Annotated in this window: 12 protein-coding genes; 8 read left to right on the top strand and 4 right to left on the bottom strand. The window is 55.4% G+C overall.

The genetic code is table 11. From position 1 onward, the window contains the following. Positions 1 to 10: 10 nt before the first annotated feature. Both MOY_RS03245 and MOY_RS03240 read right to left on the bottom strand, forming a co-directional pair. Positions 11 to 1,003, bottom strand: a complete 993-nt coding sequence (locus tag MOY_RS03245) for a dipeptidase (RefSeq protein WP_009096464.1) — start codon at positions 1,001 to 1,003, stop codon at positions 11 to 13. A gap of 10 nt (positions 1,004 to 1,013) precedes the next feature. After that, entirely contained in the window at positions 1,014 to 2,453 is a 1,440-nt protein-coding gene (locus MOY_RS03240) for an aldehyde dehydrogenase family protein (RefSeq protein WP_009096463.1), read from the bottom strand. Between the two features lie 159 nt (positions 2,454 to 2,612). Here MOY_RS03240 and MOY_RS03235 point away from each other — a divergent pair, with 159 nt between their 5' ends. Both MOY_RS03235 and MOY_RS03230 read left to right on the top strand, forming a co-directional pair. Continuing rightward, positions 2,613 to 3,518: a LysR family transcriptional regulator gene (locus tag MOY_RS03235; protein ID WP_009096462.1), complete on the top strand. Its 906-nt coding sequence runs from the start codon at positions 2,613 to 2,615 to the stop codon at positions 3,516 to 3,518. 371 nt (positions 3,519 to 3,889) lie between these two features. Beyond that, a complete protein-coding gene (locus MOY_RS03230) occupies positions 3,890 to 4,804 on the top strand; it encodes a metal ABC transporter solute-binding protein, Zn/Mn family (protein WP_009096461.1) in 915 nt (304 codons plus the stop codon). Positions 4,805 to 4,856: 52 nt separating this feature from the next. Here MOY_RS03230 and MOY_RS03225 read toward each other — a convergent pair whose 3' ends face one another. Beyond that, positions 4,857 to 5,525 (bottom strand): phosphoglycolate phosphatase, encoded by a 669-nt coding sequence (locus tag MOY_RS03225; protein ID WP_009096460.1) that lies wholly within the window; start codon positions 5,523 to 5,525, stop codon positions 4,857 to 4,859. Between the two features lie 140 nt (positions 5,526 to 5,665). Between MOY_RS03225 and MOY_RS03220 the strand changes: the two genes are divergently transcribed. Next, a complete protein-coding gene (locus tag MOY_RS03220; protein WP_009096456.1) occupies positions 5,666 to 6,964 on the top strand; it encodes an NAD(P)/FAD-dependent oxidoreductase in 1,299 nt (432 codons plus the stop codon). Positions 6,965 to 6,987: 23 nt separating this feature from the next. On the opposite strand, the gene rpe is transcribed toward MOY_RS03220, so the two are convergent. Further along, positions 6,988 to 7,689, bottom strand: coding sequence for a ribulose-phosphate 3-epimerase (rpe, locus tag MOY_RS03215; RefSeq protein WP_009096455.1), 702 nt, complete (start codon positions 7,687 to 7,689; stop codon positions 6,988 to 6,990). Positions 7,690 to 7,894: 205 nt separating this feature from the next. Between rpe and cysP the strand changes: the two genes are divergently transcribed. From cysP to MOY_RS03190, 5 genes are all read left to right on the top strand, one after another. Continuing rightward, positions 7,895 to 8,932, top strand: coding sequence for a thiosulfate ABC transporter substrate-binding protein CysP (gene cysP / locus MOY_RS03210; protein WP_009096452.1), 1,038 nt, complete (start codon positions 7,895 to 7,897; stop codon positions 8,930 to 8,932). 9 nt (positions 8,933 to 8,941) lie between these two features. After that, on the top strand, positions 8,942 to 9,796 hold the full coding sequence (gene cysT, locus MOY_RS03205) for a sulfate ABC transporter permease subunit CysT (protein ID WP_009096450.1): 855 nt from the start codon (positions 8,942 to 8,944) through the stop codon (positions 9,794 to 9,796). Next, entirely contained in the window at positions 9,796 to 10,623 is an 828-nt protein-coding gene (gene cysW, locus MOY_RS03200) for a sulfate ABC transporter permease subunit CysW (RefSeq protein ID WP_009096449.1), read from the top strand. Before cysT ends, cysW begins: the two co-directional genes overlap by 1 nt. Further along, positions 10,620 to 11,714 (top strand): sulfate/molybdate ABC transporter ATP-binding protein, encoded by a 1,095-nt coding sequence (locus MOY_RS03195; protein WP_009096447.1) that lies wholly within the window; start codon positions 10,620 to 10,622, stop codon positions 11,712 to 11,714. The genes cysW and MOY_RS03195 overlap by 4 nt, the downstream gene beginning before the upstream one ends. A 129-nt stretch (positions 11,715 to 11,843) precedes the next feature. Next, the gene (locus tag MOY_RS03190) at positions 11,844 to 12,437 is read left to right on the top strand and encodes a YajG family lipoprotein (RefSeq protein ID WP_009096445.1); all 594 of its coding nucleotides are present in this window, start codon (positions 11,844 to 11,846) and stop codon (positions 12,435 to 12,437) included. The last annotated feature ends 300 nt before the right edge of the window (positions 12,438 to 12,737 follow it).

Raw genomic sequence — 12,737 nt, 5'->3', positions numbered from 1 at the left:
CCTGGCGTGCTCAATCACCACCACGGGTTGTCGTGCGCTCCAGCAATTCGACCCAGTTGCGCCCCATAATGCGAGCAACCTCGTCTTCGCCAAACCCTTTGGCAAGCAACCCATCAATCAGGTTGGGAAAGTCTCGGCTATCGCGCAGCCAAGCCAGTGGCTTTGGCCAGCCGGCATTGTTGGCACTACCTTCACCGTAATCCATCTCTTTTGACCAGCGGCCGTTGCGCATCCATTCCAGCACTGTGGTCGGCTGGTTCTGGCATAAGTCAGTCCCCAGGCCGACGTGTTCAATACCCATCATGTCCACCGTACGGGCAATCATGTCGCAATAATCTTCCAGGGTGCAGTCTGGGCCGTTTTTGAGATGGAATGGATAGGCCGAAAAGCCCAGTAGTCCGTCATTTTCGGCAATCGCCTTGAGCACCTTGCCAGACTTGTTGCGCTTGGCGTCGTGGAAAAAGCTCGGGTTAGCGTGGGAGATGATCACCGGGCGCTCGGAAATCTCGATCGCCTCAAGCGTCGAGCGTTCGCCGCTGTGGGACATATCAATCACCATGCCGACCCGGTTCATCTCGCGAATCACCTGGCGACCAAAGCGAGTAATACCGCTGTCCTCGCTCTCATAACAACCACACGCCAACAGGCTCTGGTTGTTATAGGTGAGCTGCATGATCAGAAGGCCCAGCTGGCGCAGCACTGCGACCATGTCGATATCGTCTTCAATCGGCGAGCAGTTCTGGGCGCCGAAGAAGATGCCTACCTTGCCCGCCTGCTGGGCGCGTTCGATATCGCCCGGCGCATGTACCGGCATGATCAAGTCGCTATGGGCTTCAAACCGGCGGTTCCACTCGCCGATGCGGGTCAGGGTTTCACGTAGCGTCTCGTGGTACACCAGGGTGGCGTGGACGGCGTCCACGCCGCCCTCGCGCATCTGTTCGAAAATCTCCCGGGACCAGTTGGAGTACTGGAGCCCATCAACGGTCAGCATCTGCTTGGACATAGCCCGCTCCTTACGCCTTGACGTAACAGGTTTTGACCACGGTGTAGAACTCACGCGCATAGCGCCCTTGTTCACGCGGGCCGAAGCTGGAGTCTTTGCGACCGCCAAACGGTACATGGTAATCAGTGCCAGCGGTTGCCAGGTTGACCATCACACAACCTGTCTCAGCTTCAGCTTTGAAGCGAGTCGCCAGCGCCAGGGAGTCGGTAATAATCCCCGCCGTCAGGCCGAAGTTAGTATCGTTTAGGGTAGCGATGGCTTCGTCCATATCAGCGACCTTGATCACACAGGCTATTGGGCCGAAAACCTCTTCGCGGTTGATGGCCATCTCATTGGAGGTCTCAACAAACAGCGTGGGGGCCATAAAGTAGCCTTCGCTGGCACAACTTACCCGTTCGCCGCCGAACACCAGTTTGGCGCCATCAGCTTTGCCACGTTCAATCCAGTTCAGGTTGGACTCCAACTGACGGGCATCGGCGACTGGGCCAATCTGCACGCCCTCTTCCAGCGCTGGCCCGACTTTAGCTTTCGCTAGCCGCGCGGTCAGCTTGTCCACAAACGCATCGTGGACGGCTTCATGAACAATCAATCGAGAAGACGCCGTGCACTTCTGTCCGGTACCGGAATAAGCGCCGTTGAAGGCTGCTTCCACCGCTAGATCCAAATTCGCATCTTCAGCGACGATCAGGGCGTTCTTGGAGCCCATTTCCAGCTGGCATTTAACTAGGTTACCGGCGGTAGCAGCGGCAACACGGCGTCCCACTTCCAGCGAGCCAGTAAAGGTCAGTGCATTAATCGCAGGACTGGTGATCAGCGCTTCGCCGACGCTGCCGCCGCTGCCCATCAGTAGGTTAAAGGTACCCGCGGGCAAGGCCTGGCGACTGATGATTTCGGTCAAGGCCCAGGCGCTGGCAGGCACCAGGTTGGCAGGTTTGAAAATTACAGCGTTACCAAAGGCCAGTGCCGGGGCGATCTTCCATACCGCGGTAGCCATCGGGAAGTTCCACGGGCTGATGATGCCCACCACGCCCACTGGTTCCCGGCGGGTATCGACTTCAACGCCAGGGCGCACGGAGTCTACTCGCTCATCCAGCTGGCGTAGCACTTCAGCAGCATAGTAGTGGAAGAATTGCGCCGAACGCGCCACCTCACCCATACCTTCTGCCAGCGGTTTGCCTTCTTCGCGAGACAGCAGACGGCCCAACTCTTCCTTGCGCGCCATCAGCTCATCGCCAATCGCCATCAAGATACCGTAGCGCTGCTCCAGCCCGGTTTTGGCCCACTCACGCTGGCCCAGGCGCGCTGCATTGATTGCCTCTTTAACTTGGTCAGCGCTCGCTTGGGAATACTCACCAATCACATCAGCAAGGTCCGAGGGATTGGAGTTGGAAATGTGGCTTTCGCCGTAGACCCATTGGCCGTTGATATAAAGCGCGCGGAGGGATGGCATAGCGACCTCTTTTTATGACATTGATAACGGACTGTTGACGACATGCTAGAGAAGGCGGGAAGATAAGGACAATCAATAATTCAGATAAAACGATCAATAAAACTTACCACCAAAATTTACCATCAAAACTTACCACTATAACGAGATGAAACACTGACCATGCTTCCCGAGCTGAAACTGGCACCTTTACGCTATGTACTCGCTATCCTTGATTCGGGTGGCTTTCACGCCGCCGCCAAGCAGTTGCATCGCAGTCAGCCAGCCATTTCTATGGCAGTACGTGACCTCGAAGAGCGCCTTGGCCAACCGCTGTTTGAAAAAGGTGGCGGCAAGGCGCTGTTAACGCCCTTTGGCCGCTGGTGTGAACCACGCTTTCGCGAATTGGTGGCCCATCACGACCGAGTATGTCGCGATGCGCTGGCCATCGCACATCACCAGCGTGGGCGGGTAGATATTGCCGCAGTGCCGTCGGTCGCCAGCCGTCTTATGCCCACATTATTAGTTGGATTTCTGAAGGCTTATCCCGGTATTGATATCAGCTTGCAGGACGGCCACTCCGAGCGGGTCAATGAGATGGTATTGAAAGGCGAGGTTGAACTTGGCATCACCAGCCTATGGCTGCCCGACGACACCCTCAGCTTCGATGCGCTACTGAACGATGATATCGGCGTGGTGTGTCGTGATGACCATCCGCTAGCCCAGCAGAGTGCGTTGCATTGGCAGGCGCTCAAACCCTATACACTGATCCGCAATGGCACCTCGCGCCTGCTAGATGGATCGCCAGCCGCGGAACTTTTAACCCATAGCACGCTGTATATTTCCAACATGATTTCGCTCACTGCCATGCTAGAAGCCGGTATAGGTGTGACGACCTTGCCCCGGTTGGCGTTTCAGGAAGAGCATCAGCGGCTACGCTTTATCCCACTAGCCTCCCCCTATCTCGAACGACGAATGGGGTTACTAAAACACGCTGGACGAAGCCTCACTCCTGCTGCAGATGCTATGTATACCTATCTTTTATCAGAGCTTAGCAATATCTCGCGTACGCTAACCCTTATTTCATAACAAATGAGAATCTTCTAAAAACACTCGGTGATGACCTGAAGAGGATGCAATAGCATCAAGCGCTTTTTGACATCAAATAGCTTTAAACACCTTACAGCTTGGTGCCTTTTGTCACTGTAAAAGCAGGCCTTTATTATTGGCATGGAACTAATAATCCGTCCGGTTGCAACGAGCGGCCACTTGGCGGGTCGTAGTGTTGCGCAACAATGTTTTTAAGCATAGAGGTTAACCCACGTTAGCGAAACCAAGGCGTTAGCCTGATGCAATGCGGCACGCTGCCAAACAGCGCCTGGATGCAATGTTACTGGCAACGTTTGTGGGTAATCTTTATTATCTGCTGTCTTTTTAATAGGTTAGGTTAGGAGCGTGACATGGATAAACGAGCACCCTGGATAATCACGCTCTTATTAGTAACCGTTCTGAACGCGCCGCAGGCGTTTGGCGCTAACTCCTTCAAGATAATTACTTCATTTAGCGTGATCGAAGACCTCGTGAAGCGGGTAGCGGGCAGCGATATCACGATTACCAACCTTGTGCCAACGGGGAAAGATGTCCACCGCTGGGAGCTAACACCCCCCAATGTGCTGGCCATTGAAGAAGCAGATATTATGTTTTACAACGGTTTTGGCTTAGAGCCTTGGATGCGCCACGTGGAAGCGATGGCTCGAGACAGCCTTACCCTGATCGCCCTTGCCGAAAATGCCGACTATGAGCCGCTGCCTATTTCAACAGGGCAGTTTAAAGGCAACCCTGACCCCCATATGTGGATGGACCCTAAAGGGGCCGCCGCTTATATCGACGTGATCGCGCAAACCCTAATCGAGCACTACCCCGAGAAAACCGAAGCCTTTAACACCAGAGCCACAGAGGCCCATGAGGCGCTAGCAAAGCTGAATCGAACACTATTAGAGCGCCTACAAGGCATACCTCAAACCAATCGCCTGTTGGTGACCAGTGAGGCAGGCATGAGCTATTTTGCGCGCGCCTATGAGTTTGAGTACGCCGCTATTTGGGGCGTAAACCATGAAACCCTTGGCAGCGCCGACGCAATGGCGTCAATGAGCATGCGTTTGGCGGAAAAACGCCCACAGGCACTGTTTTATGAAAGCACAGTGCCGTGTATTCATATGGACGCCCTCGCCCGGGAGGTGAACGTAAGCCTTAAAGGCCCGCTTTATGTGGATACATTGGGGGCAAGCGATAGCCCCGCCTATAACTACCCCGCTATGCTGCGCCACAACGTGGAGCAGCTTCACGAAGGCTTAGGCGGGGCCCGTGCCGACTAGTCAGCGCCCTACTATTATTAGCAAACCGCGAACACGTAATAGCTAACGCGGATTACTCTGTTAGTACCCGCAACGAGTTAATCAGCAAGTCAGGCTGGCTCTGTTCTATGGGCTCACCGTGGTTATAGCCGTAGGGCAACGCCACGGTGGTAAAGCCCGCGGCTTTGCCTGCCGCTATATCGTGACGGGAGTCCCCCACCATCACGCTGGCTGAAGGGGGAATATCCAGCGCTTGTGCAGCGTGCAAAAGCGGCGCCGGGCTGGGCTTTTTCTCGGCCAGCGAATCGCCGCCCAGACAAAGAGTAAACAATGGCAGCAGTTCAAAGTGGCTTAAGATTGGCGCAATAAAACGTTCGGGTTTATTAGTGATTAACACCAACGCATAGCCCTTTTGGTGCAAGGCATTAAGTGTCGCCTGCACCTCTGGATAAAGCTGAGTCAGCGCATTGGGGGCTGCACTGTAGTGACGCATAAACGCGTCATACGCGTTGGCCTGCAAGGCTTGCCCTGGCGCCTGTTCAACCGCCCAGGTTAGCGCTCGTTCCACCAATACCGGCGCGCCGTTACCCACCCAGTCGCGCACGAGTTCTTCGCTAGGTGCTGCTAGGCCAACCTCATTCAGCGCTTTCTGTAAGGCGACCGCTAAATCTGGCACGGAATCAATTAACGTGCCGTCTAAATCAAATGCAATTAACCGCTTTCCTTGCAAAATAGTGTGCACGCTGCTGCTCTCCTATAGGGCGCAATGAAGCCCTGCTGACTCAACGTAATATCCATTTCTTTTACTATCTTATCGTTTTTGCACATCGTAAGGCAGGCTAGAAGGTTCTATGCTGAGGCTATATTAGCAAGGAGAGCATAATGGCCATTCCACGAATTGTGATCGTTGGCGGCGGTGCGGGCGGGTTGGCCCTTGCCACACGCCTTGGACAGACCCTAGGCAAAAAAAAGCGCGCGGAGATCGTACTGTTGGATCGCAACGCCACCCATGTATGGAAGCCGCTTTTACATGAACTGGCCACTGGAGCGCTTAACTCCAGCATGGATGAGGTAGATTACCGCGGGCACTCCTCCGCCCACCATTACCGCTACCAGCGCGGCTCATTGGATGGTCTTGATCGCGAGAAAAAAGTCATTCACCTGTCGCCCATTTTGGATGAAAACGGTGAGGAAGTACTGCCCGCCCGGGAGCTTACCTACGACTATCTCGTGCTAGCACTCGGCAGCGTTTCAAACGATTTTGGCACCGAAGGTGTTGCAGAACACTGCCACTTTATGGACTCGCCCCAGCAAGCCAAGGCGTTTCAGCACCACATGATTAATACCTTTTTACGCTATACCGACCCCTCGCTACGCCAACATACCCAATTAACCATTGGCATCGTGGGGGGCGGCGCTACCGGCGTAGAGCTTTCCGCCGAACTGTTAGACGCCTCGCGCCTGCTCAACGCCTACGGCGTTACCGCACTTGATCACCAGAATATCAGCGTGCATTTGATCGAAGGCGCCCCTCGCCTGTTGCCCGCCCTTTCCGAGCGGATTGGTCTCACTGTTCAGCAAGAGCTGGAGAGCATGGGAGTTCACGTGCATGTGAACACCACTATTAAGCAGGCGCAGCAGTACCAGCTAATCACGGATGATGGGGACGTTATCGAAACCGACCTAAACGTGTGGGCGGCAGGGATTAAAGCGCCCCCTTTTTTAGCAGAGATTGGCTTAACGACTAATAAGAAGAATCAAATCCAGGTGGCGCAAACGCTACAAAGTGTTGATGACCCGCATATCTTTGCCATGGGCGATTGCGCCAGCTGCCCACAAGGGGAGGACAGCACCGTGCCGCCCCGCGCCCAGGCAGCCCACCAGCAAGCCAAGCTGCTGGCTAAAAATCTAGTGAATGCGCTGGAGAGCAAGCCGCTGAAACCGTTTATTTACCGCGACCACGGCTCGCTGGTGTCACTGGCTCGCTATGACGCGGTAGGCAACTTGATGCGCAGCTCCGCTTCTCGCGGACTGTTTCTAGAGGGCTGGCTGGCACGCCAAGCCTACGCTTCGCTCTACCGGATGCACCAGCTCTCTATTCATGGCGCACCTAAAACCGGGCTTGCCTGGCTAGTCGATAAGCTAAACCGCTACCTGAAACCACGCATGAAACTGCACTAAACCGCTATTTTAGCCCTGCACATTTAACCCGGCACCTTGGCCAGTTCGTTACGCAGCTGCTGAATAACACTGTCGTAACCGTAGGGGTCACTTGCTTGATGGGCATTAAAAATGGCCGAGCCTGCGACAAAGGTATCGGCACCGGCGGCGGCGATATCGGCAATGTTGTCTACTTTTACGCCGCCGTCGATCTCTAGGCGGATCGGGCGACCAGACGCATCAATACGTGCCCGCGCTTCGCGCAGCTTATCCAGCGTACCAGGGATAAACGACTGGCCACCGAACCCTGGGTTAACACTCATCAGCAGCACCATGTCGATTTTGTCCATCACGTAATCAAGGTACGAAAGCGGGGTCGCTGGATTAAACACCAGCCCCGCTTTGCAACCGCCGTCACGGATCAGTTGCAGCGACCGGTCGATATGCTCGGAAGCCTCTGGGTGAAACGTGATGTAGTTCGCCCCGGCCTCGATAAAGTCGCCAATCATACGGTCAACCGGCTTCACCATTAGATGTACATCAATGGGCGCAGTAACGCCGTGCTGCCGCAGCGCTTTGCACACCATGGGGCCAATGGTCAGGTTGGGCACGTAGTGGTTGTCCATCACGTCGAAGTGAACAATATCAGCACCGGCGGCCAACACGTTATCAACCTCCTCGCCAAGCCGCGCAAAATTAGCGGAGAGAATCGAAGGGGCAATCAGAAAATCGTGCGCAGCGGACATAATGCGTTCCTTGGTTACCAGGGGAAGTAGGCGCACATCTTACCAGAGCCATCCACGAAGCCCCATCTTGCTGAACGGGCAGGCTGCACGAAGCCATACACTCATATTCTTAAAAAGAATATAAAACACAATTGTAATTCCACAATCACAGGTATAACCTTAGTGCCATTGCGACAAGATCGCCCCCGAATTTAAGGAGCCTGCTATGCCTTTGCCAACGTTTTCACGCCCCCTTTTCCGCCGCAGTCTGCTGTCGATTGCCCTGGGTGCAACAGTAGCCAGCGCCGCTTTATCCAGCACGGCGGCGGCTCAAGAACGCGAGCTACTGAACTCCTCCTACGATATCGCCCGTGAACTTTTCAGCGCTATCAACCCCGAGTTCCAAGCGTGGTGGCAAGAAGAGCACGGTGAAGAGATTGATATTAACCAATCCCACGGTGGCTCTTCCGCGCAAGCGCGCGCCATCCTGCAGGGCCTGCGTGCAGATGTCGTCACCTTTAACCAGGTAACGGATGTTCAAGTGCTCGCTGATGCTGGTTTAGTCGCGGATGATTGGCAGGAAGCGTTTGAAAACAACGCCTCTCCTTACTACTCCACCACCGCATTTTTGGTACGCAAAGACAATCCCAAAGGCATCGAAAGCTGGGATGATTTGGTTAAAGAAGATATTCAAATGGTCTTCCCTAACCCTAAAACCTCCGGTAACGGCCGCTACACCTACTTAGCCGCTTGGGGCTTTGCTGAAAACGAATTTGATGGCGATGAAGAGCAAATCCACGACTTTATGCGCACCTTCCTGCGCAACGTAGCGGTCTTTGATACCGGCGGTCGCGGCGCTACCACCAGCTTCATCGAGCGCGGTATCGGTGATGTCCTGATCAGCTTCGAGTCGGAAGTGAACAACATCCGTAGCGAATACGGCAGCGACGATTACGAAGTTATCGTGCCGCCGGTCAGCGTCTTGGCCGAGTTCCCAGTCGCAGTGGTTGGCCCTAACGCAGAGCGCAACGGCAATAGTGACCTGGCCCAGAGCTACCTTGAGTACCTGTACAGCGAAGATGCCCAGCGCCAGTTAGCAGGCTTTAACTATCGGGTTCACAACGAAACCGTGGTGGCAGAATTTGCCGACCAATTCCCTGAAACCGAGCTGTTTGAAGTTGAGGACGTGTTCGGTAGCTGGGAAGAAGCGATGGAAAACCACTTTGCCGGTGGTGCCCTACTTGACCAACTGCAGCGTCGTTAACGGTACCCCATGCGCCAATTTGCACTATGGCGGCCCGGCAGCACACGCGTGCTGCCGGGCTTTGGCCTTTCAATGGGTATCAGCGTGATGTTTATCTCGCTGGTACTGTTACTTCCGATCACGGGCCTTTTTGGCCAGTTGGCGGGGCTTAGCCTTGCCGAGTATTGGGCGATTATTACCGAAGGCCGCGTGGTGGCCAGCTACATGGTTACCATCGGCGCGGCCGCCGTAGCCGCACTGGTTAACGCGGTATTTGGCCTACTGCTGGCCTGGGTACTGGTGCGCTATGAGTTCCCCGGTAAGCGTCTATTAGACGCCTTAATGGATTTACCCTTTGCGCTGCCCACGGCCGTGGCGGGTATCACCCTTGCTACGTTATATGCGGGCAGTGGCTGGATGGGCCAACTACTAGAGCCATTAGGCTTTCAAGTAGCCTATACCTGGGTAGGTATCGCCCTGGCTATGGCGTTTACCAGCATTCCTTTTGTGGTGCGCACTGTTCAGCCAGTGCTTGAAGACCTGCCTGCCGAGGTGGACGAAGCCGCTATGTCCCTGGGTGCAACCGACGGCGTAGCGTTTCGCCGGGTGATCATGCCGCACCTTTGGCCTGCGCTGGTCACCGGCACCGGGCTTGCCTTTGTACGCTCGCTGGGCGAGTTCGGGGCGATTATCTTTATCGCCGGTAATATGCCCTACGAAACGGAAATTACCGCGCTGATGATTTTCGTCAAGCTACAAGAGTATGACTACGCCGGTGCCTCTGCGATTGCCTCGGTGGTACTGATGGTATCGCTTGCCCTGCTGCTGGCGATCAACATTTGGCAAGGCCGCTTCGTGCGCCGCTTGCATGGAGAAAAAGGCTAATGCGCAGAATTGGTGATGCGCCCTCTGTGCGGCGCCTATTAATTGGCGCGGCGCTGTTTCTCGCCGCACTTTTTTTGCTGCTGCCGCTGGTGGCTATTTTTGCCCAAGCATTCTCCCAGGGCGTGATGGTGTTTTGGGCCAACGTAAGCAATACATTCACCTTGCACGCCATCGGCTTAACACTGGTAATCGCGCTACTGACGATTCCTGTGTGCCTGGTATTTGGTGTGGCCCTTGCGTGGCTGGTAACCCGCTTTAGCTTTCCTGGTCGGCGCATATTACAAACGCTGATTGATATTCCGTTTGCCGTTTCACCAGTGGTCGCCGGGCTTATTTATCTGCTGCTCTATGGGCGTAATGGTTGGATTGGTAGCTGGTTAGATACCTATGACATCCAGCTGATGTTTGCCTGGCCCGGCATCCTCATGGTGACAATTTTCGTTACCTGCCCCTTCGTTGCGCGCGAGCTTATTCCGCTGATGCAGGCCCAAGGTTCGAGAGAAGAAGAAGCTGCGGTGACCCTCGGTGCTGGCGGCTGGACCACCTTCCGGCGTGTCACGCTCCCCAACATTCGCTGGGCGCTGCTGTACGGGATCATTCTCACCAACGCCCGAGCGGTGGGTGAATTTGGTGCCGTATCAGTGGTCGCAGGGGCTATTCGTGGGAAAACCAACACATTGCCGCTGCATCTAGAGCAGCTTTATCAGGATTACAACACGGTGGGCGCGTTTGCCAGCGCCGCACTGCTGGCCCTTATTGCCCTGTTAACCCTTGCGGCCAAGGCAGGCCTGGAATGGCGCGCATCGCGCCGGGAGGCTTTCTTATGAGTATTCGCTTAGAGAATATTGCCAAGCACTTTGCCAATACCCAGGCACTGGAGCCCATCAACCTCGATATCCACGAAGGTGAGCTGGTAGGCTTGCTCGGCCCCTCTGGTTCAGGAAAAACTACTCTGCTGCGCATTATTGCCGGGCTTGAGAGTGCGGATCGCTCGCCTACGCCGGGTAAAATCATCTTTGGTGATCGCGATGTGACCCATGTCCACGTGCGCGACCGCCGGATTGGCTTTGTCTTCCAGCACTACGCGCTATTTCGCCATATGAGCGTGTACGACAACGTGGCGTTTGGCTTAACCGTCATGCCTAGAAAGCGGCGCCCTTCTAGCGGTGAAATTCGTGCGCGGGTGTTTAGACTCTTGGAAATGGTTCAGCTGCAAAATTTGGCTAACCGCCTGCCCGCTCAACTCTCAGGCGGCCAGCAACAGCGCGTATCGCTGGCTCGCGCCCTGGCCGTTGAGCCGGATGTGCTGCTACTGGACGAACCGTTTGGGGCGCTGGATGCCAAAGTACGCCAGGATCTGCGCCGCTGGCTACGCCGCCTCCACGAAGAGTTAAACTTCACCAGCGTGTTTGTCACCCACGACCAAGAAGAAGCATTAGAGCTATCCGACCGCGTTGTGGTGATGAGCAACGGCCGCATCGAGCAGATTGACACGCCGGACTCGCTCTATCGCTCACCGAAAAACCGCTTTGTGTTTGAGTTTCTGGGCGATGTAAACCACCTAGAAGGCCGTGTGCGCGAAGGCGTACTTACCTGCGGCGACGCCCACTTAAACGTTGACCTACCCGATGGCGATGAAGAGCTGCTGCTGCGCCCCCATGAGGTACGCCTTTCGGAGCAGCCTAGTTCAGGGAGCCACTTGCCGGTGACAGTTACTGCTATTTCCCCGGTGGGGGCAGAAGTGCGTGTTGAACTGGAAGCCGACTGGCTGGCTAAACCGTGGCTTGCCACCGTGCGCCATGCGGATTTCGAGCGGCTAGAGATGCGTCGCGGGCAACGTCTGTTTGCCCACCCCCGCCAGTGGCATCGATTTAAAGAGGACGTACCCACGTCTGAGAAGCAAACGCGGGCGGCATAAACCGTTATACTGGCGTAGTTTTGCGTTTAAAGATGCGCCAACGTGTTGTCGGCCAAGCTTTTTTTGCATATTGTGGCTTCACGCCCTAACGGGCGATAACTATTTATCACGGTGACTGCGGAGAATCCTATGCGTCGGCGCCACTTTTTACGCTTTTCTGGGGCACTACTGGCCGGTGTTTTACTAGCAGGCTGTGCCAGCCCTCAATATCTTCAGCTTAGCCCCGAACGCAGTACTAACGTGCCGCAAACGGGCTCCGGACAGCAGGTGACCGTTATTGCGGCCGATGCGCGAAGCAGTGAGGTTATTGGCACTCGCTCGGGTGGCACGATGTCCACCGCGCAAATTACCGTCAATAGCCATGAGCTGATACCGCGTTTGCAGGCAGAAGCCGAACGCGCTGTACGCGATATGGGGTTCAACCCAACCCGTGAAGCCGCACAAGGACGCCCGACGCTGAAGCTCGAGCTTGCCAGCCTAAACTACGCCCGCGGCGATAGCGGCCAGCCGCTGGTGGATGAAGCACGCATTGAAGGGGTATTCCGGGCCATCGCCGAAAATAAAGGCTCCACCTATACCGGCACTTATACGTCTCGTCGCACCCAGGGCTATGCCATCAAACCCGGTGAAGACGCTAATACGCGTATGTTAAATGACCTGCTAAGCGATGGTTTGAACCGCGCGTTCAGCGACCCAGAGCTGGGCCGCCTGCTTGCTCGCTGAATCTTGCTAGCAACAGCGATTCACAATACCGACTCGTAAAAGCCGGTTAGCAAAAACCGCGATAGCTCTCGTTAGAACGGCTTTGGTCAGTACGCTACCGGGCGCGGACACAGTGACTGCTCCCCACCCTACGTCGCTACGCAACCATGGGTGAGGCTTCCCACGTCTTAGGCCGCAGCCGGTGCGTGACCGGTCTTACACAGGCCTCGATGGGCAGAGACGGACAGCCCTTCCGCCTTTAATTTTAAAATGCCTTGCTGGCGAATAGTGATCGCGGCGTTTACGTCACGGTCAATCGCC

This window comes from Halomonas sp. GFAJ-1 (assembly GCF_000236625.2).
Taxonomy (GTDB): Bacteria; Pseudomonadota; Gammaproteobacteria; order Pseudomonadales; family Halomonadaceae; genus Vreelandella.
This window is presented reverse-complemented; position numbering and strand designations above follow the sequence as displayed.

Coding starts and splice junctions, on each gene's coding strand:
- rpe (WP_009096455.1), bottom strand. CDS start 7,689: ATGTCCGCTGCGCACGATTTTCTGATTGCCCCTTCGATTCTCTCCGCT.
- MOY_RS03230 (WP_009096461.1), top strand. CDS start 3,890: ATGGATAAACGAGCACCCTGGATAATCACGCTCTTATTAGTAACCGTT.
- MOY_RS03245 (WP_009096464.1), bottom strand. CDS start 1,003: ATGTCCAAGCAGATGCTGACCGTTGATGGGCTCCAGTACTCCAACTGG.
- cysW (WP_009096449.1), top strand. CDS start 9,796: ATGCGCAGAATTGGTGATGCGCCCTCTGTGCGGCGCCTATTAATTGGC.
- MOY_RS03235 (WP_009096462.1), top strand. CDS start 2,613: ATGCTTCCCGAGCTGAAACTGGCACCTTTACGCTATGTACTCGCTATC.
- MOY_RS03195 (WP_009096447.1), top strand. CDS start 10,620: ATGAGTATTCGCTTAGAGAATATTGCCAAGCACTTTGCCAATACCCAG.
- MOY_RS03190 (WP_009096445.1), top strand. CDS start 11,844: ATGCGTCGGCGCCACTTTTTACGCTTTTCTGGGGCACTACTGGCCGGT.
- MOY_RS03220 (WP_009096456.1), top strand. CDS start 5,666: ATGGCCATTCCACGAATTGTGATCGTTGGCGGCGGTGCGGGCGGGTTG.
- cysT (WP_009096450.1), top strand. CDS start 8,942: ATGCGCCAATTTGCACTATGGCGGCCCGGCAGCACACGCGTGCTGCCG.
- cysP (WP_009096452.1), top strand. CDS start 7,895: ATGCCTTTGCCAACGTTTTCACGCCCCCTTTTCCGCCGCAGTCTGCTG.
- MOY_RS03240 (WP_009096463.1), bottom strand. CDS start 2,453: ATGCCATCCCTCCGCGCGCTTTATATCAACGGCCAATGGGTCTACGGC.